At 68.7% G+C, this 19,204-nt stretch carries 19 protein-coding genes; 9 read left to right on the top strand and 10 right to left on the bottom strand.

All coding sequences use genetic code 11. The features are described 5' to 3' along the window. Positions 1-31 precede the first annotated feature (31 nt). Complete coding sequence (locus OEJ36_RS09580; protein ID WP_263401323.1) at positions 32-2,395, top strand: DNA polymerase II; 2,364 nt, start codon at positions 32-34, stop codon at positions 2,393-2,395. A 12-nt stretch (positions 2,396-2,407) separates the two neighbouring features. Here the strand turns inward: OEJ36_RS09580 and OEJ36_RS09575 are convergent, their stop codons facing one another. Beyond that, positions 2,408-2,956, bottom strand: a complete 549-nt coding sequence (locus OEJ36_RS09575; RefSeq protein ID WP_263401322.1) for an RrF2 family transcriptional regulator — start codon at positions 2,954-2,956, stop codon at positions 2,408-2,410. Between the two features lie 358 nt (positions 2,957-3,314). On the opposite strand from OEJ36_RS09575, the gene OEJ36_RS09570 reads away from it, so the two are divergent. Further along, positions 3,315-4,517, top strand: coding sequence for an NAD(P)/FAD-dependent oxidoreductase (locus OEJ36_RS09570; protein WP_263401321.1), 1,203 nt, complete (start codon positions 3,315-3,317; stop codon positions 4,515-4,517). Between the two features lie 60 nt (positions 4,518-4,577). Here OEJ36_RS09570 and OEJ36_RS09565 read toward each other — a convergent pair whose 3' ends face one another. The 3 genes from OEJ36_RS09565 to OEJ36_RS09555 all read right to left on the bottom strand — a co-directional run bounded on the left by OEJ36_RS09565 (position 4,578) and on the right by OEJ36_RS09555 (position 6,558). Then, positions 4,578-5,198, bottom strand: coding sequence for a ferric reductase-like transmembrane domain-containing protein (locus OEJ36_RS09565; protein WP_263401320.1), 621 nt, complete (start codon positions 5,196-5,198; stop codon positions 4,578-4,580). Between the two features lie 153 nt (positions 5,199-5,351). Next, positions 5,352-5,981: a LysE family translocator gene (locus OEJ36_RS09560; protein ID WP_263401319.1), complete on the bottom strand. Its 630-nt coding sequence runs from the start codon at positions 5,979-5,981 to the stop codon at positions 5,352-5,354. 109 nt (positions 5,982-6,090) lie between these two features. After that, on the bottom strand, positions 6,091-6,558 hold the full coding sequence (locus OEJ36_RS09555) for a protein activator (RefSeq protein ID WP_263401318.1): 468 nt from the start codon (positions 6,556-6,558) through the stop codon (positions 6,091-6,093). Between the two features lie 231 nt (positions 6,559-6,789). On the opposite strand from OEJ36_RS09555, the gene OEJ36_RS09550 reads away from it, so the two are divergent. Continuing rightward, a complete protein-coding gene (locus OEJ36_RS09550; protein ID WP_263401317.1) occupies positions 6,790-7,440 on the top strand; it encodes a helix-turn-helix transcriptional regulator in 651 nt (216 codons plus the stop codon). A gap of 55 nt (positions 7,441-7,495) precedes the next feature. Here OEJ36_RS09550 and OEJ36_RS09545 read toward each other — a convergent pair whose 3' ends face one another. Beyond that, entirely contained in the window at positions 7,496-8,452 is a 957-nt protein-coding gene (locus OEJ36_RS09545; protein ID WP_263401316.1) for an AraC family transcriptional regulator ligand-binding domain-containing protein, read from the bottom strand. A gap of 67 nt (positions 8,453-8,519) precedes the next feature. Here OEJ36_RS09545 and OEJ36_RS09540 point away from each other — a divergent pair, with 67 nt between their 5' ends. The 4 genes from OEJ36_RS09540 (at position 8,520) to OEJ36_RS09525 (ending at position 12,357) form a co-directional block, all read left to right on the top strand. Further along, positions 8,520-9,383, top strand: a complete 864-nt coding sequence (locus OEJ36_RS09540; RefSeq protein WP_263401315.1) for a sterol desaturase family protein — start codon at positions 8,520-8,522, stop codon at positions 9,381-9,383. A gap of 85 nt (positions 9,384-9,468) precedes the next feature. Further along, positions 9,469-10,362 (top strand): LysR family transcriptional regulator, encoded by an 894-nt coding sequence (locus tag OEJ36_RS09535; RefSeq protein ID WP_263401314.1) that lies wholly within the window; start codon positions 9,469-9,471, stop codon positions 10,360-10,362. A gap of 112 nt (positions 10,363-10,474) precedes the next feature. Further along, the gene (locus tag OEJ36_RS09530) at positions 10,475-11,692 is read left to right on the top strand and encodes an MFS transporter (RefSeq protein WP_263401313.1); all 1,218 of its coding nucleotides are present in this window, start codon (positions 10,475-10,477) and stop codon (positions 11,690-11,692) included. Between the two features lie 461 nt (positions 11,693-12,153). Continuing rightward, a complete protein-coding gene (locus OEJ36_RS09525) occupies positions 12,154-12,357 on the top strand; it encodes a hypothetical protein (protein ID WP_043244323.1) in 204 nt (67 codons plus the stop codon). A gap of 75 nt (positions 12,358-12,432) precedes the next feature. On the opposite strand, the gene OEJ36_RS09520 is transcribed toward OEJ36_RS09525, so the two are convergent. Beyond that, complete coding sequence (locus OEJ36_RS09520) at positions 12,433-14,625, bottom strand: putative bifunctional diguanylate cyclase/phosphodiesterase (protein WP_263401312.1); 2,193 nt, start codon at positions 14,623-14,625, stop codon at positions 12,433-12,435. Between the two features lie 123 nt (positions 14,626-14,748). Then, positions 14,749-15,066, bottom strand: a complete 318-nt coding sequence (locus tag OEJ36_RS09515) for a hypothetical protein (protein ID WP_263401311.1) — start codon at positions 15,064-15,066, stop codon at positions 14,749-14,751. A 152-nt stretch (positions 15,067-15,218) separates the two neighbouring features. Between OEJ36_RS09515 and OEJ36_RS09510 the strand changes: the two genes are divergently transcribed. Then, positions 15,219-16,139 carry a pyridoxal-phosphate dependent enzyme gene (locus OEJ36_RS09510; protein ID WP_263401310.1) on the top strand — a complete coding sequence of 307 codons (921 nt, stop codon included), beginning with the start codon at positions 15,219-15,221 and terminating at the stop codon, positions 16,137-16,139. A gap of 18 nt (positions 16,140-16,157) precedes the next feature. Here OEJ36_RS09510 and OEJ36_RS09505 read toward each other — a convergent pair whose 3' ends face one another. The 3 genes from OEJ36_RS09505 to OEJ36_RS09495 form a co-directional block, all read right to left on the bottom strand. Next, complete coding sequence (locus OEJ36_RS09505) at positions 16,158-17,963, bottom strand: monovalent cation:proton antiporter-2 (CPA2) family protein (RefSeq protein WP_263401309.1); 1,806 nt, start codon at positions 17,961-17,963, stop codon at positions 16,158-16,160. Positions 17,964-18,077: 114 nt separating this feature from the next. Further along, positions 18,078-18,275 (bottom strand): helix-turn-helix transcriptional regulator, encoded by a 198-nt coding sequence (locus OEJ36_RS09500; protein ID WP_263401308.1) that lies wholly within the window; start codon positions 18,273-18,275, stop codon positions 18,078-18,080. After that, a complete protein-coding gene (locus OEJ36_RS09495) occupies positions 18,272-18,649 on the bottom strand; it encodes a hypothetical protein (protein ID WP_021221042.1) in 378 nt (125 codons plus the stop codon). Before OEJ36_RS09495 ends, OEJ36_RS09500 begins: the two co-directional genes overlap by 4 nt. Before the next feature lie 123 nt (positions 18,650-18,772). On the opposite strand from OEJ36_RS09495, the gene OEJ36_RS09490 reads away from it, so the two are divergent. Then, a complete protein-coding gene (locus OEJ36_RS09490; RefSeq protein ID WP_263401307.1) occupies positions 18,773-19,129 on the top strand; it encodes a VOC family protein in 357 nt (118 codons plus the stop codon). Positions 19,130-19,204: the final 75 nt, after the last annotated feature.

The following is a 19,204-nucleotide window of genomic DNA, read 5'->3' as shown; positions in this document are numbered from 1 at the left end:
GCGCCCCTGAATCTTTCCTCGAGGTCGCAAGGTGGAACTACAGCAGGGCTTCGTCCTGACCCGGCACTGGCGCGATACGCCCGCGGGCACGGAAGTGGGCTTCTGGCTGGCGACCGATGACGGCCCCCGCTACCTGCGCCTGGCGCCGCAGACCTCCGTGGCCTTCCTCCCCGCCGAGCAGCGCGAGCGCGCCGAGGCGCTGCTGAAGAACGAGCGTGGCGTCGAGCTGCGACCCCTGGGGCTCTGCGATTTCCGCCACCGCCCGGTGCTCGGCCTCTATTGCCAGCAGCACCGGCAACTGATCGGCCTGGACAAGAGCCTGCGCCAGGCCGGTGTCGACGTCTTCGAGGCCGATATCCGCCCGCCCGAGCGCTACCTGATGGAGCGCTTCATCACCGCCCCGGTGCTCTTCGGCGGCACGCCCGATGCCGAGGGCGCATTGCTGGACGGGCAGATGAAGCCGGCGCCCGACTACCGTCCGCGTCTGCGCCTGGTGTCCCTGGACATCGAGACCACCCTCCACGGCGAGCTCTACTCCATCGCCCTGGAAGGCTGCGGCCAGCGCCAGGTGTACATGCTCGGCCCGCCCAACGGCGATGCCAGCGAGGTGGACTTCGACCTGGAGTACTGCGACGACCGCGCGCAGCTGCTCGAACGCCTCAACCAGTGGCTGGTGGAGCACGACCCGGACGCCATCATCGGCTGGAACCTGGTGCAGTTCGACCTGCGCGTGCTCAACGAACACGCCAAGCGTCTCAAGGTGCCCCTGCGCCTGGGACGTGGCGGCGAGGCCATGGGCTGGCGCGAGCACGGCAGCCGCAACAACCACTACTTCGCCGAAGCCCCGGGGCGGCTGATCATCGACGGCATCGAGGCACTGCGCTCGGCCACCTGGAGCTTCCCCTCGTTCAGCCTGGAGAACGTCGCCCAGACCCTGCTCGGCGAAGGCAAGGCCATCGACACCCCCTACCAGCGCATGGACGAGATCAACCGCATGTTCGCCGAGGACAAGCCCGCCCTGGCGCGCTACAACCTCAAGGACTGCGAGCTGGTGACGCGCATCTTCGAGAAGACCGAGCTGCTCACCTTCCTCCTCGAACGGGCCACCGTCACCGGCCTGCCCGCCGACCGCAGCGGAGGCTCGGTGGCCGCCTTCTGTCACCTGTACATCCCGCTGATGCACCGCCAGGGCTTCGTCGCGCCCAACCAGGGCGAACGCATGCCCGAGGCCAGCCCGGGCGGCTTCGTCATGGATTCGCGCCCCGGCCTGTACGAGTCGGTGCTGGTACTGGACTACAAGAGCCTGTACCCCTCGATCATCCGCACCTTCCTCATCGACCCGGTGGGGCTGGTGGAAGGGCTGCGCCAGCCCGATGACGAACACTCGGTACCGGGCTTCCGCGAGGCGCGTTTCTCGCGCACGCGGCACTGCCTGCCGGCCATCGTCGAGCGCGTATGGCAGGGGCGCGAGACGGCCAAGCGCGAGCACAACCAGCCGCTGTCCCAGGCACTGAAGATCATCATGAACGCTTTCTACGGCGTGCTCGGCTCCAGCGGCTGCCGCTTCTTCGACCCGCGCCTGGCCTCATCCATCACCCTGCGCGGCCACGAGATCATGCGCCGCACCCGCGAGCTGATCGAGGGGCAGGGGCACCAGGTGATCTACGGCGACACCGACTCCACCTTCGTCTGGCTCGGCCGCGCCCATGGCGAGCAGGAGGCGGCCGCCATCGGTCGATCACTGGTGCAGCGGGTCAACCAGTGGTGGCGCAAACACCTGCAGCAGGAATACGGCCTGGAAAGCGCGCTGGAACTGCAGTACGAAACCCACTACAGCCGCTTCCTGATGCCCACGGTGCGGGGCGCGGAGGAGGGCAGCAAGAAGCGCTACGCCGGGCTGGTGACGCGTGCCGACGGCAGCGAGGAGATGGTCTTCAAGGGGCTGGAAACGGTGCGCACCGACTGGTCGCCGCTGGCCCAGCGCTTCCAGCAGGAGCTGTATTTGCGCATCTTCAACCGCGAGCCCTACCAGGACTATGTGCGCGACTACGTGCGCCGCACCCTGGCCGGCGAGCTGGACGAGCTGCTGATCTACCGCAAGCGCCTGCGCCGGCGGCTGGACGACTACGAGCGCAACGTCCCGCCCCATGTGCGTGCCGCGCGCCTGGCCGACGACTATAACCAGAGCCAGGGGCGCCCGCGTCAGTACCAGAACGGCGGCTGGATCAGCTACCTGATCACCGTCGCCGGGCCCGAGCCCCTGGAGAACCGCCGCGCGCCCATCGACTACGACCACTACGTCACCCGCCAGCTGCAGCCGGTGGCGGACGCCATCCTGCCCTTCGTCCAGGGCGATTTCAGCAAGCTGATCGACGGCCAGCTCGACCTGTTCTGAGCCGGGGCCGGGTCAGTCGGGCAGGTTGACCAGGGGGATCGACTCGCCGCCGGTGCGGTTCTGCTGGCGTTCGTCCATCCACTCGGCGACCCGGGCACCGAACTCGGCGGGCAGCTTGCGGCCCACACGGCGGGAAATGTCGAGGATGGTCTGCTGGGCCAGCGCCTCTTCCATGCGCTTCTGCGCTGTCAGCATCACCGCATGGATGGAGCAGGTGCCTTCCAGCGCCCACTCCGGCGGCGAGCCTTCGAACAGGGCGCAGCGCCCGCGGATATCCCGGCATTCGAAGATCGACTTGTGCCCATCGATGGCGCGGACGATATCCAGCACGGTGATCTCGTCCGAGGGGCGGGCCAGGCGGAAGCCGCCGCGCACGCCTTCGGTCGCGGCCACCAGCCCGGCCTTGGCCAGCTTGGTGAACACCTTCGCCAGGTACTCCTGGGGCACGCCCTGCAGTTCGGCCATGTCGCGCACGCTGGCTTCGCGGCTGTCACCACGGTCGTCCACGAGAAAGAGCAGGCAGTGGATGCCGTACTCGACCCCTGCGCTGTAAAGAGACATTCATAACTCCGACTGTTTGTGTCGCATATATTCTGCGATCTGTTCCCATGCATCTCAAGGCCCGCTACGGCTTCGGAGATGGGCGGGGCTCCCGCCCGTCCGCTCCAGCGCCGTTGCTCAGTGCCTTGGAGGCTGCAGAAAGGTGCGCCCTTGAGCGGTGCAGCCAGCAGCATGGCGAGCGAAGCAGTGGAGGGCAAAGAAAAAATACTTGTCGCCATAAACTACGATCAATATAGTCGTAGATGTGAGCGGCTGATGGCGCCACACAAACAGCAGTACCCGGACATGCAGTTGGCGCCACTCGTAGCCCCGTCCTTATTCGAACCGAACACGACCCTTACCTCTTGGAGACACGAACATGAAACAACGCATCCTGATCGTCGGCGCTGGCTTCGGTGGCATGTGGAGCGCCCTCAGCGCCACGCGCCTGCTGGACATCCATGGCCGCACCGATGTCGAGGTCAGTGTCCTCGCGCCCCAGGCCGAACTGCGCGTGCGTCCGCGTTTCTACGAAGCCGGCGTGCACCGCATGAAGGCGCCTCTGGGCGAGCTGTTCGCCGCCGTCGGCGTGAACTTCGTCAAGGGCCTGGTGGACCGCATCGATGTGGAAGGCAAGCGCGTGGCCTACCGCGACGAGCAGGGCGCTCCGGCCGAGCTGGCCTACGACCGCCTGGTACTGGCCACCGGCAGCAGCGTGGTGCGGCCGAAGATGGCGGGCGTCGAGCACGCCTTCGACGTCGACCAGATCGAAGAGGCCGTGCGCCTGGAAGAACACATCCGCTCGCTGGGCGCGCTGCCGGCCTCCAGGGCGCGCAACACGGTGGTGGTCGCCGGTGGCGGCTTCACCGGCATCGAAACCGCCGCCGAGATGCCGGCCCGCCTGCGTGAAGCGCTGGGCGCCGATGCTGAGGTACGGGTGGTGGTGGTCGACCGTGGCGCGCGCATCGGCGCCGCCCTGGGCGACGGCCCGCGTGCGCAGATCGTCGAAGCCTCGGAAGAGCTGGGCATCGAATGGTGCCTGGACGCCAGCGTCGCCTCGGTGGACGAAGGCGGCGTGACCCTCGCCGACGGCCGTCGCATCGAGGCCAGCACCGTGGTCTGGACCGTGGGCGTGCGTGCCAGCTCGTTGACCGAACAGATCCCCGCCGAGCGTGATGCCCAGGGCCGCCTGCACGTGGACCGCAACCTCAAGGTGATCGGCCAGGACGACGTCTTCGCCACCGGTGACGTGGCCTACGCCGCCTCCGACGACCTAGGCAACTTCGCCCTGATGTCCTGCCAGCACGCCATCGCCCTGGGCCGCTCGGCCGGCAACAACGTCGCCGCCAACCTGCTCGGCGTCGAACCGATCCCCTACAGCCAGCCCAAGTACGTCACCTGCCTGGACCTGGGCGCCTGGGGCGCGGTGTTCACCGAAGGCTGGGACCGCCAGGTCAAGCTGGTGCGTGAGGAAGGCAAGCAGCTGAAGACCCAGATCAACAGCGTGTGGATCTACCCGCCGGCCGCCAACCGCACCGAAGCCCTGGCCGCCGCCGACCCGGCGATCCCGGTCGTCGCATAAGCCACGGCGTCACCCCAGCCCCGCCGGTCGCAGGACCGGCGGGGCTTTGTTCGTCTGGCGTCAGGCCCGCGCCCTGGCCATCCCGCGCACCGAACGCCGCCGCCACCACGCGGCCAGGCGCAGCAGTGCGGTGGCGGCGGTGATGCCCAGAGGCAGGAGGTACCAGGGGCTCATCGGCACGCGTTTGGCCAGGGCCAGCATGAACACCAGCCAGATCGCCCATACGCCTGTGCGGTGCAGGGCCTTCCAGGCACGGGGCCCCAGCAGGCGGGCCGGGGCGCGGAAGGAGGTGATCGCCAGCAGCAGGATCATCAGGTAGCCCAGGCTGCCCGGCAGGCTGTTGGCCAGCGTGCGGCCGTTGAAGAACAGCTCCGGCGCCACGCGGGCGTAGGCGTAGATGGCGACCGCATGCACCAGGTGCGAAGCGGCGAAGGCCAGGCCCAGGTAGCGGCGTTCACTCACCAGGGCGCGGGTGGACGGTGAGGGCAGCAGCACCGCGAGGGACGAGGCGGCGAATGTCAGCAGGAACAGCGCGAGCGAACTGCGTGCGGTGGCGCGGATCACCTGGCGCAGGCCGTCCACCAGGTCCGGTGCAAGGGCGAGGATGGTGGCGCTCATCAGCAGCACCGTCAGGCTCAGCAGCCAGAACAGCCGCCAGCCACGGGGAAAGGGCAGGTTCATCGGAATCACTCCTTTGGGCGCGCTCGCGACAGGGAGCGCCGACCGGGTGATTCCATCAGCGTGGGGGATCGGCCATGTGTCCGGCCGGGGCCGTTGTGCAAGCAGGTGTGTACGCCGGGCCCCTTGCTACAGAGGGATACGGTGCTTCGGGCATCAGTTCGGCCGCTGCATCACCACCAGGCGCAGGGCGAGGGCGCCGAACAGGCTGGCCAGGCCCCATTTCTGCAGGTTGGCGAAACGGCTGCGGCCGCTGAGGCGGCGTCTCACGGAGCCGCCGGCCAGCCCCAGGGCGGCATGGAAGAGGAAGGCCAGCAGGGTGAGCAGGGCGCCCAGCAGCAGGAGCTGCTCGGCGATGGGGCCGCGCTCGGGCACCACGAACTGTGGCAGGAAGACGATGAAGAACAGCAGCGCCTTGGGGTTGAGCAGGCTGTTGAGGGTGGCGCGCACCAGTACCGTCTTCAGCTGCACCGGTTCCACGGCGGAACCGTCGGCAGCCGCGCTGCTGCGCAGGGTCTTCCAGGCCATCCAGGCGAGGTAGAGCGCGCCGGCGAAACGGATGATGTCGAAGGAGGGCGGCCAGGCCGCCACCAGGCCGGTGATGCCGGCGGCGGTGAGCAGGGTCAGGGTCGCATCCGCCAGGCTGATGCCCAGCGCTGCCGCGACACCGCCGCGCCAGCCGTGGGAGACCGCGTGGCTGATGACGAAGGCCATGTTCGGCCCCGGCGAGATCAACAGCAGCGCTACCGCGCAGGTGAAGATGACGAAGGTGTCGAGGTCGAGCATGGCAGCGGTCCTGGCGAGGGCCGCAGGTGCGGCCGGTCGCGCAACACTACCGGGCCGTCGCCGGCATCACCCGCTACAGCTGCGCGGTTTTTTCATGGCACACCCGGTGTCAGGGCAGGGTGAGCGCCGGCGTGGTCACCAGGGTCAGACTCTGCAGCGTGCAACTGCCCCAGGGCAGGCTGGTCGCTGAAAGGCTGTTGCTGGTGTTGCTCCAGTTGGTGGCCAGCGTTGCGGCGCTGCAGGTCACGGTGCCGATCTTGATGCCCATATTGCTGACATTCACGGTCGTGACGCTGGTCGGTTGCCAGGGCCAGGGCAGGCCTTGCGGGGCAATGGTCGCGCAGAGCGGGTTGCTGCCGGTCAGGGTGGCGGCAGTCACGGAGGCTCCACCGCCGGGGTTGGCAACCCCGTGCACCGTGAGCGTGCAGGCGACCGCCGGCAGCACCGGGTTGTACTTCACGCTGAAGGGGCCGGTGGCGGTGAAGGCGCCGCCGGGCGTGAAGGCGGAGGAAACCAGGGACCAGATGGCCAGGCCGAGCAGGGCCAGTATCTTCAGGGCGGCTTTGTAAGGGTTCATCGTGTCGATCCTTGTCAGCATGCGATGCCCCGTTGGCTGTCCTTGGCCCGGGGCGGTAGGCGCAGGCTAGACCCATCCAAGGCGCTGCCCAGCCAGCCAAAGGATGGCGTGGCCGGATAACCCGCCTGGCCCATGGGAAGAAGCTACCCAGGACGCAGGGCGATCCCCGCTCGACGCGCTTCTGGCGGCTCTCTAATATGCAACCATTCGCTTGGATATCCGGACCGCGCCTTGACCACCTCCGACCCCATCACCGACACCGCTGCCTCCACCGGCGATCGCACCCTGCTGCTGATCAAGACCCGGGGCCCGGTGTCCACCGCCGCCCTGGCGCAGGCCCTGGAGATGACGCCGGAAGCGGCGCGCCAGCAGGTGCAGAAGCTGGTGGCGGCCGGGCTGGTGGAAGGTCGCCAGGAGCCGGCATCCGGTGCCGGGCGGCCGAGGCAGAACTGGGTGCTCACCGATGCCGGTTACGCCCGTTTCCCGGATACCCACGCGCAGCTCACGGTGCAGTTGATCGGTTCGGTGCGCCAGCTGTTCGGCGAAGAGGGGCTGGACCGCCTGATCTGCCAGCGCGAGGCGGAGTCCCGCGCGGTCTATCGCCAGGCCTGCAGCAGCCGCAGCCTGCCCAGGCGCCTGGAGCAGCTGGCGGCGGTACGCTCGACCGAGGGCTACATGGCGCGGGTGGAACGGGATGGCGAGGATTGGCTGCTGATCGAGGACCATTGCCCCATCTGCGTGGCGGCGCGCAGCTGCCAGGGGTTCTGCCGCTCCGAGCTGCAACTGTTCCAGGAAGTGGTGGGCGAGGGGGCCGAGGTGGTCCGCGAGCAGCACCTGCTGGCCAATGCCTCCCGCTGCGTCTACCGCATCAGCGCCCGCTGAGCGGCATTCCTTCTGATAACTCTCATCCTCTCGAGCTGAAGCCCGGGCTACGGCCCTAGTCGCGCCAGCGCTTGCGGGCGTGCTGGTAAGCGGCCAGGTCGGCGTAGCCGAGCTGTTCTGCGATCTCCGCGCGGCCCAGGCCCTGCAACTCCAGGTGCTGTTCCAGTTCGCCACGCACCAGGTCGAGCAACTGGCGGAAGGTCAGGCCCTGTTCCTCCAGGCGTCGGCGTAGGGTGCGCGGGCTCTGGTGCAGGGCTTCGGCCTGGTTCTCCAGGCTCGGCGCCTCACCCCGTGCCAGGCTGCGGCGCACGCCGCTGGCGACCCGGGCGGCCCAGCCGCTGAGCTGGTGCTGGCGGGCCAGGCGGCGGTCGAGTTCGCTGGTCAGCAGGTCGAGCATGCCGGGGTTGTGTCCCAGCATCGGCAGGGTGAGGGTGGTCGGGGCGAAGTACAGGCGGTTGTGGTCGCAGCCGAACTGCAGGTCATCGCCGAACCAGGCCCGGTATTCGGCGTGATAGGCGGGGCGGGGGTAGGTGAAGCAGGCCCGTGCCGGTTTCACCTCGACGCCTGTGCCCCGGCGCAACTGGGTCAGGGCCATCACGTTGTAGTGCTCGACCACGTAGCGGGCCAGGCCTTCGGGCGCGTCGATGCGCAGCTCCACGGCGAGGCCGCTGGCATCTTCCACCAGGGCCAGGTTCTCCATGTCCGAGGCCAGCGGTGCATAGCGCGCCCAGCAGGCGACGGCCTGGGCGACGTCGAGGCAATACAGGCACAGCTGGGTGAGCACGTGCAGGTCCCGCGAGCTGAACCGGGCGAACAGGTGCAGGCCGATGGCGGGGTCGTGGCGCGCGGCATCCGCCCAGAGCTGCTCCAGTTCCACCAACTGGTAGTCGCGTTGTGGGCCACGGGACTGCGCATCGAGGTAACGCTCCAGCACCTGGCCCATGGCGCCGCGATGGAAGCGCCGGACTGGCGACTTGGCCTCGATTCGGATGTTTCTGTCCTCTTCTCGCATAGGTCGGGCGGGTGTCCTGGTTTCTTATGGCTGGGCAATGCCCCTGTCGGGCCGGAACGAGATTGCCATGAATACAACAACGCTCGCCAACCACCCCACGCTGATAGTCGCCGCCATCTTCCTGGGGTTCATCCTGCTGGAAATAGCCTGTGCCTGCTTCCGCCAACCCCAGGGTCGGCGCCGTGACGCGCTGATCGAGATCATCGGCTCCAGTCTGCTGCTGGGTTTCACCTTCCCCCTGGTGATGACCGTCAGCGCCAGGCTGCTGGACCACTTCGTGCCCGAGGCGAAGGGCAGCCTGGCTGGCCTGCCCTGGCTGGCGGGGTTCGCGCTGTTCCTGGTGTTCGATGACCTCACCCAGTACGCCTGGCACCGCCTGGCCCACCGCGTGCCGCTGCTCTATGCCCTGCACCGGGCGCACCACTCGGCGCCCTACATGAGCATCCGCATCGTCTACCGCAACAACAGCTTCTACTACCTGCTGATGCCGGGCCTGTGGCTGAGCGGGATGCTCATCCACATGGGGCTGGCGCCGGTCTACTACGTCTACCTGATCCTCAAGATGTGCGTGATCTTCGGCGCCCACAGCAGCGTGCCCTGGGACGACAGGCTCTACCGCATCCGCCCCCTGCGGCCGCTGATGTGGCTGCTGGAACGGACCATCTCCACGCCCTCCACCCACTCGGCCCACCACGGCCTCAGCGCCGACGATGGTGTGACCCACTACAAGGGCAACTACGGCAACCTGCTGTTCTTCTGGGATGTGCTGTTCGGCACGGCCAAGATCACCCGCCGCCGCCCCGAGCGCTACGGCATCGAGCACCTGCGGCCGGTGAGCTGGCAGCATGAGCTGTTCTGGCCGCTGGTGCGCGAGCGCGCGCCGGAGCGGGAGGCGGCTCCGGGGGAGGAGGCGGGTAAAGCCACCGGTTGACGGTGAAGCCTGGAGCGGCGCCAGGTATCATCCGCCGATCCCCAGCCCGGCCCTGCGCCGGGCTTTTCCATTCCCCGGAGCGCCCATGGACAAGCTGCTGGCCCTGAAGATGTTCGTCGCCGCCGTGGACGCCAAGGGCTTCTCGGCAGCCGCACGGCGCCTGGGCCTGGCCACCTCCTCGGTCACGCGCATGGTCGATGCCCTGGAGCAGGAGCTGGGCACGGTGCTGCTCAACCGCTCCACGCGCCAGGTGACGGTCACCGAGGCCGGTGCCGCCTATTACCAGAGTTCGCGCCAGGTGCTGGAGTACATGGCCGAGGCCGATGCCTCGGTGATGGACGGCGGCGAGGAACCCAGCGGGCCGCTGCGGGTTTCGCTCCCCAGCGCCTTCGGCCGCTGCCTGATCTCGCCCAGGATCGGCGAGCTGCTGCGTCGTTACCCGCGCCTGGAACTGGATATCACCCTGACCGACGAGATCGTCGACCTGCTCGGCGAGCGGGTGGACCTGTCCATCCGCCTCGGTGCGGCGGCGCCCATGGATGGCGTGGTCGCCCGCAGCCTGGGGCAGTTCCGCCGCCATGTGGTGGCCAGCCCGGCCTACCTGGCGGAGCACGGCACGCCCGAGCAGCCGCTGGACCTGGCCGAGCACGACTGCCTGCGCTTCAACTACGGTGCGGCCCGCCAGGTCTGGACCTTCAGCGGCGAGGATGGCGAAGTCCGCGTACCGGTGCGTGGGCGCATGCGCAGCAACAACGTCGAGGTGCTGCGCGACGTGGCGCTGGCCGGGTCGGCGGTGGCGCTGCTGCCGGACTGGCTGGTGGATGCGGATATCGCTGCCGGCCGCCTGCTGCCGCTGTTCCCCGAGCACCTGGTCAACCCGGACGACACCTGCGCGGTGATCAGCGCGCTCTACCTGCCCAGCCAGCGGGGTTCGCGGCGGGTCGCGGCCTTCATCGAATTCGTCGGCGGCTTGCTCTAGCGGCTGGCATTGCGCAAAAGGCAAAGCCGCTTTGCGCCCCGGGCGGATTCCCTCCGCCCGCCACCTTGCCCAGGATAGGCGCCTCGAACCGTTACACCCTGAGGACCGTTGGATGAACCCTTCCAGCCATTTCGCCGCCCATGCCCCCCAGGCGCTCAGCCGGGGCCTGGTGCTGCTCTTCGCCTTCTGCTGCGGCGCCATCGTCGCCAACATCTACTACGCCCAGCCGATCATCGAGCTGATCGCCCCCGATGTCGGCATCTCCACCCACGGCGCCAGCCTGATCGTCTCCCTGACCCAGGTCGGCTACGCCCTCGGGCTGTTCTTCCTGGTGCCCCTGGCGGACCTGCTGGAAAACCGCAGGCTGATGCTCGCCACCCTCGGCGTCAGCGTCCTCGCCCTGGGGGGCATGGCCCTGGCCGACGCGCCCGCCGTTCTGTTGCTGGTCTCGGCCCTGATCGGCTTCAGCTCGGTCTCGGTGCAGATGCTGATCCCCCTGGCCGCGCACCTGGCGCCCGAGGAATCCCGGGGCCGGGTGGTCGGTGGGATCATGGGCGGGCTGCTGCTGGGCATCCTCCTGGCGCGGCCGCTGTCCAGCGTGGTGGCGGACCACTTCGGCTGGCGCGCGGTGTTCTTCGGCGCTGCCGGGCTGATGCTGCTGATCGCCCTGGTGATGGCCATGGCGCTGCCCAGCCGGCGCCCCGACCACCGCGCCAGCTACGGCCAGTTGCTGGCTTCGCTCTGGCACCTGTTCCGCCGCGAGCCGGTGCTGCGCCAGCGCTCGCTGTACCAGGCGCTGATGTTCGGCACCTTCAGCCTGTTCTGGACCGCCGTGCCGGTGGAGCTGGCGCGCAACCATGGGCTGTCCCAGTCGCAGATCGCGCTCTTCGCCCTGGTCGGCGCCATCGGTGCCATGGCCGCCCCCATCGCCGGGCGCCTGGCCGACGCTGGGCACACCCGGAGCATGTCGCGCTGCGCCATGCTGCTGGCCATCCTCAGCTTTCTCCCGGCCCTGTTCGGCCTGCCCTGGGGCGTGGTCGGCCTGGCGCTGACCGGCGTGCTGCTGGATTTCGCCGTGCAGATGAACATGGTGCTGGGCCAGCGCGAGGTCTATGCCCTGGATGCCGCCAGCCGCGGCCGGCTGAACGCGCTGTACATGACCAGCATCTTCATCGGTGGCGCCGTCGGTTCATCCATCGCCAGCCTGCTGTACGAGCAAGGCGGCTGGCAGGCCATCGCCGCCCTCGGTGCCGTGCTGCCGCTGCTGGCCCTGGTCGCCTTCGGCCTGCACACCCGCCTGGCCGCGCGGAGCCAGGTCCAGGCGGGATAACGGCCTGTTGGGTGGCACCTGTAGGGGCGAATTCATTCGCCCAGCAGGCCGCAGGACTGCCCTGGCTCGGTGCCCCCTGCGGCACCGCCTGGTGGATGAGAAAAGCGCCATCCACCCTACGCACTTCGCTCCTACGGGTTCCAGCAAGAGCTTCGCGAGCAGAGCTCGCTCCTACGGGGCGTGCCAGGACCTATGACGTGACGTGTGCGGGATTCGTAGGGCGGGTGAAACTCGCGAAATCCCGGCACATGTCGGGTTGCACCCGACCTACAGCGGCGCGGTGCGTCGGTTGGTGTGGGAGCGGCTTCAGCCGCGAAAGATCTGCCGCCGGCACCGGGCCGGGATGGCCGCAATCGATTTCGCTGATATCCACTAGTGACCGATTGCGTTTCTCCGGGCGGGGCGGTGACGCGACACTGGCCCCGTCGAATCACTCACCCATCCCCACAGGAGAATCCAACATGAGCCGCTACTTCACCGCCACCCTGCTTGCCGCCGTCGTCGCCAGCAGCGCGTTCAGCGTCAGCGCCGCCGACCACCATTCCACCATCGAGCGTGCCTTCAAGGACGCTGCCAGCGACCGCGCTTCCGTCAGCGAAACCCAGGTCGACCGTGGCAACAGCAGCGAAGAGCAGCGCAAGGGCCTGCCGCGCTGGTGGCATTGATCCCATCGAGTTCCATGGATGCAGAAGGGCGCCTCGAGGCGCCCTTCGTCGTTTCTGCGTTGGCCCGCCGCCCGGCTAGCTGGCGGTGCGCACCGGCAGGCGGATGTGGTACGCCTCGGTGAAGGCCTGGGCGGACATGGGGCGGGAGAACAGGTAGCCCTGGCCTTCGCCGCAGCGTTCCATCTTCAGGCGGGCGCGCTGGGCGTCGCTTTCGATGCCCTCGGCGATGGTCTCCAGATCGAAGCTGCGTGCCATGTCGAGGATGGCGCGGACCACCGAGGCATCCCGGCGCGACTCCAGGATGCCCTGGACGAAGGAGCGGTCGATCTTGATCCGGCTCAGGGGGTAGGTCTTGAGCAGGATCAGCGAGGCGTAGCCGGTGCCGAAGTCGTCGAAGGCGATACCGACGCCGTGGGCCCGCAGGCGCTGCAGGGTTTCCAGCACGATGTCGTCGTTATCCAGCACGATGTTCTCGGTGACTTCCAGCTCCAGGGACTCCGGGGGCAGGCCGTAGCGGGCCAGGGCCTCCAGCACCTCGGTCACCAGGTCGCCGACGCGGAACTGGGCGCTGAACAGGTTCACGCCCATGCGTATGTCCTCGGCGCCGTTGTTGCGCCAGAAGGCCAATTGCGCGCAGGCCTCGTCGAGTATCCAGCTGCCCACGCTGGCCGCCAGCGGGCCGCCCTCCAGGGCCGGCAGGAAGGCCGCAGGTGGCAGCAGCCCGCGCTCGGGGTGCTGCCAGCGGATCAAGGCTTCGGCGCCGCGCAGGGAGCCGTCGCTGAGGCGCACCTGGGGTTGGTAGAAGAGCACGAACTCGCGGTTCTCCACCGCGCGGTGCAGCTCCATGGCGTGCAAATGGCGGCTCACCGCCTCCATGCGCAGTTCGGGGGTGAAGGCGGCCACCTGGCTGCGGCCAACGCCCTTGGCCTTGAACAGCGCCAGGTCGGCGTCACCCACCAGCTCCAGTGCCTCCAGAGCATGCAGGGGCGCCAGGGCCAGGCCGCAGCTGGCCGCGACCCGCACTTCATGGCCGTCCACCAGGATGGGCTGGGCGATGTCGCTGATGGCGTTATGCGCCACCAGCAGCGCGGACTCGGGCTGGGTGATGCCGGTGAGCAGCAGGGCGAACTCGTCGCCGCCGATGCGCGCCACCAGGTCGCTGGGGCCTGCAATGGCGGCCAGGCGGTTCGCGACTTCCCGCAGGATGCCGTCGCCGATCAGGTGGCCCAGGGTGTCGTTGACGTCCTTGAAGCCGTCCAGGTCGATCATCAGCACCGTCACCGTCACCGGCTCGGCCGCCAGCAGCGCCTCTTCGGCACGGCGGTAGAAGCAGCCGCGGTTGGCCAGGCCGGTGAGGGCGTCGAAGGTGGCCAGGCGGCGCAACTCGGCCTCTTCCTGCTGGCGCTGGCTGTCGTCGCTGAGCACGGCTTCGAAGCGCGGGTAGCCCTTTTCGCTCCAGGAGAACAGCGACAGGCCCAGGTCGAATTCGCTGCCGTCCTTGTGCAGGCCCTTGAGGGTGGTGGGCGTGCTCAGGTCAGCCAGGTAGCCGGCGGTCACGGCACGGCGGATCAGCGCCAGGAAGGGCGGGCGCTCGGCCACGGCCAGCAGCGCCTCCACCGGCAGCCCGGCGCCTTCCTCGGGGGCGTAGCCCAGCAGGTCGGCGGCGGCGGGGTTCCAGGCGAGGATATGGCCCCGGTGGTCGAACCAGAGCACCGGGGTGTCCGAATGGCCGGCGTAGGTCTCGAAGGCGGGGCGCTTGCGCTCGGCGCTCACTTCGATGCGGCGCAGCTCCAGGCGGTCGGTGGCCATGCGCGCCAGCTCCCGCAGGCGCTCGCGGTCTTCTTCGGAGAAGTCCTGGTGGGGCTGGTCGTCGATGATGCACAGCGCCCCCAGGGGCAGGCCCTCGGCGGAGAGCAGCGGCACCCCGGCATAGAAGCGCAGGTTGGTGGGGCCGAGCACCAGGGGGTTGTCGTGGAAACGGTCGTCCTGGGTGGCATCCGGCACCACCATGACCTGGTCCTGGGTGATGGCATGGGCGCAGAAGGACACGTCGCGGTCCATGTCCACTTCGCCGACGCCGGTGCTGGCGGCGAAGAACACATGGTCGCTGCCGATCATGTTCACTGCGGCCACGGGCATGCCGAACATGCGAGCGGCGATGCGCACCACGGGATCCAGGCTGGGGACCATGCGTTCGTCGTCGAGACCGTAGTCGACGAGAGCACGCAGGCGTTCGGCTTCGTTCGGCAACTGCGAGGGACAGCGCATGGCAACCTCCTGTCGATGTTAACTCCCTGATGCAACGCCCTAAGGATAGATGGGCCGCGCGTACTGCCAGCGGCGGACGCACACGAGCGGACGGACGGTTTGCAGGCGGCGAATCCCTCTGCTTCAACCTTCGGGGGGCTGCTCGCGCAACTTCGCCAGGCGTCGGTGGACCAGCATCAGCGCCACGGAGGTGCCCTGGCGCACCGGTGCGTCGAGCCTTGCGCTGAACACCGGCGGCGGGTCGATGGCCCCGCCGGCTTCCAGCTGGCCGGCGATGCGCTCCAGCTCGTAGATGCCGTCACCCTCCGCAGGCTGCGCCGCGCGGGCCTGGGCGATCGCCAGGTCGAGCCGTTGTGTCAGCTCCTCGAGCGGGCCGGTGTCGAGCAGCTGTCTGGCCAGTTCCAGACCGGCGAGATGGGCGTGGTCGGGCGTCTTCTGCATGCGGGCTTCCTGTGGGCGTTAAGGGGTAGACCGTTGCGCTCGTGGGTTGCTCAAGGAATTTGACGCGCCGCTGTTCCGCTGCAAGAACATACAAGACGCCCCGGCCCTGGCCGGCCGAGACTGGCGGCCCGAGAATGCCGTGCGAGCCCGAGATGACCCTGCATATCCAGACCCCGTTGATCCATTCCCGCCCCCTCAGCCTTGCCGCCGGTACCGAGGTGTGGCTGAAGCTGGAGGCCCTGCAGCCGTCGGGCTCGTTCAAGTTGCGCGGCATCGGTGCCGCCTGCGAGGCCCATGCACGGCAGGGCAAGCGGCGCTTCATCTCGTCCTCCGGTGGCAACGCGGGCATCGCCGTGGCCTATGCCGGGCGCTGCCTGTCGATCCCGGTAACGGTGGTGGTGCCGCAAACCACCACCGAGCGCGCCAAGGCGCTGATCCGCCAGGAGGGCGCCGAGGTGATCGTCCACGGCGCCGCCTGGCACGAGGCCAATGCCCTGGCGCAATCGATGCTGGGCGCGGCCGATGCCTTCATTCATCCCTTCGATGACTCGCTGCTCTGGCAAGGCCACGCGAGCCTGGTGGACGAGGTGGCCGCCAGCGGCTTTCGCCCGGACGCGGTGCTGCTCTCGGTGGGCGGTGGCGGCTTGTTCAGCGGCGTGGTGGAGGGCTTGCAGCGCAACGGCTGGAATACCGTGCCGGTGATTACCGCCGAGACCACGGGTGCGGCATCCTTCGCCCGGGCATTGGAAGCGGGACGGCGCATCGAACTGGAACGCATCGACAGCGTGGCCACCTCGCTCGGCGCCAGGCAGGTGTGCGAGCGGGCCTTCGCCCTGGGGCGCAGCCACCCGGTGCAGGCGCAGGTGGTGAGTGACCGGGCGGCGCTGGAAGCCTGCGAGCGCTTCCTCGATGACCAGCGCATCCTCGTCGAGCCGGCCTGTGGCGCGGCGCTGGCCCTGGCCTATGCCGGGAACGAGGCGCTGCGGGCCCATGGGCGGGTGATGGTGGTGGTGTGTGGCGGGGTCACCGCCACGCTGGAGCAGATAAACGCCTGGAAGGCCGCCCAGCCCTGAGGCCGGGCGGCTGGGGGCTTACTTGACGCCCTGGTCCTCGATGCGGTCGGCGTCGAACAGGGTTTCCAGCTCGGCGCGGGCTTCGCGGGCGGTCTGCATCACCGCGGCGGCATCGCCATGGACCTTGTGCTGGGCCGCCAGCACTTCCTCGTCGTGGCGCTGGAAGCGGCGGATGCGCGCATTGGCCTGCTCTTCGTCCAGGCCCATGCCGATGAGCACCTGGCGGCTCATCTCCAGGCTGGAGTGGAAGGTCTCGCGCACCGGCAGGGCGCCGAGGTCGAGCAACTGGTGCACATGCTGGCGGTCCCGGGCGCGGGAAATGATCTTCAGGTGTGGGTAGAGGCGGCGCACCAGCTCGGTGGTCTTCAGGTTGGTCACCGGATCGTCGGTGGCGATGATGAAGAATTCGGCCTTGTCCACCTTGGCCGCACGGAGGATTTCCGGGCGCAGCGGGTCGCCATAGAAGATCGGCATGCGGCCCAGGCTGCGGGACAGCTCGATGGTTTCCACCGAGGTGTCCAGGGCCAGGAAGGGCACGCGCTGGGCGCGCAACACACGGGCGACGATCTGGCCCATGCGGCCGGTGCCGGCGATCACCACGCGGGGTGAGTCGCTTTCGATCTTCTCGTATTCCGGCGGCACGTTCACCGGCGCGGGCTTGGCCTTGAACACGCGGTTGATGGCGAGGATCAGCAGCGGCGTCAGTGCCATGGACAGGGTGATGGCCAGCACCAGGAAGCCGTGCAGGCGCGCGTCGAACAGGCCCTGGTCGCGGGCCATCTTGAACACCACGAAGGCGAACTCACCGCCGGCGGCCAGCACCACGCCCAGGCGCAGCGCGCTCTCGCGGGTGAGGCCTCCGGCACTGCGGCCCACCAGGAACAGCACCGGGAACTTGAGGCCGATCAGCAGCGCGGTGAGGCCCAGCACCAGCAGCGGCTGACCCAGCAGCAGACTGAGGTCGGCGCTCATGCCCACGCTGATGAAGAACAGCCCCAGCAGCAGGCCCTTGAACGGCTCGATCTGGGCTTCCAGCTCGTGGCGGTATTCCGAGTCCGCCAGCAGCAGGCCGGCGAGGAAGGCGCCCAGGGCCATGGAAATGCCCGCCAGCTCCATCAGCCAGGCGGTGCCGATCACCACCAGCAGCGCGGTGGCGGTGGACACCTCCTGCAGGCCGGTGCGGGCGACGATGCGGAACACCGGGCGCAGCAGGAAGCGTCCACCGATCACCACCAGGCCGATGCTGCCGACTACCTCGGCGAGGTGGGCCAGCTGGCCGCCGTCGTCGCGGGCGGCGGTGGCACCGCTGAGCAGCGGGATCAGGGCGATCAGCGGGATGGCGGCGATGTCCTGGAACAGCAGGATGGCGAAGGCCAGGCGGCCGTGGGGGCTGGTCAGCTCCTTGCGTTCGGCGAGTATCTGCAGGCCGAAGGCGGTGGAGGAGAGCGCCAGGCCCAGGCCCAGCACCACGGCGCTCTGCCAGGAACGGGCGAAGGCCAGGTAGGCGATGCCGGCGATCAGCGCGCCGGTGAGCAGCACCTGGGCCAGGCCGACGCCGAACACCGAGCGCCGCATCACCCAGAGGCGCCGGGGCGAGAGCTCCAGGCCGATGATGAAGAGCAGCAGCACCACGCCCAGTTCGGACAGGTGGGCGACGTTCTGCGGGTCGCTGACCAGGCGCAGGACGGAGGGGCCGATCAGCACGCCGGCCAGCAGGTAGCCGAGCACGGCTCCCAGTTGCAGGCGCTTGGCGAGAGGCACGGCAAGGACGGCGGCGAGCAGGAAGACCACGGCGACCTGCAACGGGCTGCCTTCATGGGGCATGGGAATTTCCTTGGGCAAACGGTAAGAAAGGTCCGACGGAGCGGCGGAGGGCGCAAGGATAGGGGGTGGGGGCCGCCGCTGTCACGGTGCGGCCCTGTGTCCGGTTGGCGCGGGTCAGTCTTCGGGGGCGTCGAAGATGGCCTCGATGGGCAGGGCGAAGACCCTGGCGATGCGGAAGGCCAGGGGCAGGCTGGGGTCGTAGCGACCGGTTTCGATGGCGTTCACCGTCTGCCGTGAAACCCCCAGGTGCCCGGCCAGCTCGGCCTGGGACCAGCCCGCTGCGGTGCGCAGTTCGCGTACGCGGTTGATCAACGGTAGCGCCTCGTGCCGATGAAGGCGCCCAGGGCCCAGAGCGGGCCCATCAGGCTCCATACCATGAACATCGACAGGCGTGGGAAGCCGGCGGTTTCCAGGAAGCCGTAGGAGAAGGTGATCAGCGCGGTGCCGAGGAAGGCGATGCCGAGGGCTTCGAGCTGGATCATCCGGCCCATCTCGTCGAGCTGGCGCAACTGCCGCAGCACGGCGATGGCCACCGCCACCAGGGGGATCACCGGCAGCACGGCGAGCAGGGTCTTGCCGACGCCCGGCTGCAGGTCGCCGAGGAAGAGGGAAGTGACCACCACCGTGACGACGTAGAGGGTCATGGAGAGGCCGAACTCCAGGGCGAAGCGTTTGCGTGGGGACATGATGGGATCCTCGGATGGAAAGCGTGCTTTACATTATGCGGCGCGCTTTTTTGAGTCAAGGACGCTTTACATCGATTCGCGCACAGCTATGCTGCTGCGGTCTTCAACAAGGAGCCCGATACCATGAAGGTGCTGCGCCTGGTCGCCAATTTCGCCACCCCCGATCCCGCCGCGCTGGCGGACTTCTACCGCCGCCTGCTGGACCTCGATGTGGTCATGGACCACGGCTGGATCGTCACCCTGGCTTCCCCGGAGGACGTGCGCATGCGCCCGCAGTTGGGCCTGGCCAGCGAAGGCGGCTCGGGCACGCCGGTGCCGGAACTCTCGGTGGAGGTGGACGATGTGGCGGAGGTGCACCGCCGGGCCCAGGCGCTGGGTGCCGAGATCGCCTACCCGCTGAGCGACGAGCCCTGGGGCGTGCGGCGCTTCTTCGTGCGGGACCCGGCGGGGCGCCTGCTGAACGTGCTGGAGCACCTGTAGCGGGAACCGCGTTTGCACGGATCCGGGGGCTACATCTGGGCTGCGCCTCCCGGCGTGATCGCTCTACAATCGGCC

This window comes from Pseudomonas sp. PDM13 (assembly GCF_025685765.1).
Taxonomy (GTDB): Bacteria; Pseudomonadota; Gammaproteobacteria; order Pseudomonadales; family Pseudomonadaceae; genus Metapseudomonas; species Metapseudomonas solani.
The sequence above is the reverse complement of the archived record's forward strand: the minus strand, read 5'-3'. Positions and strand labels throughout refer to the sequence as shown.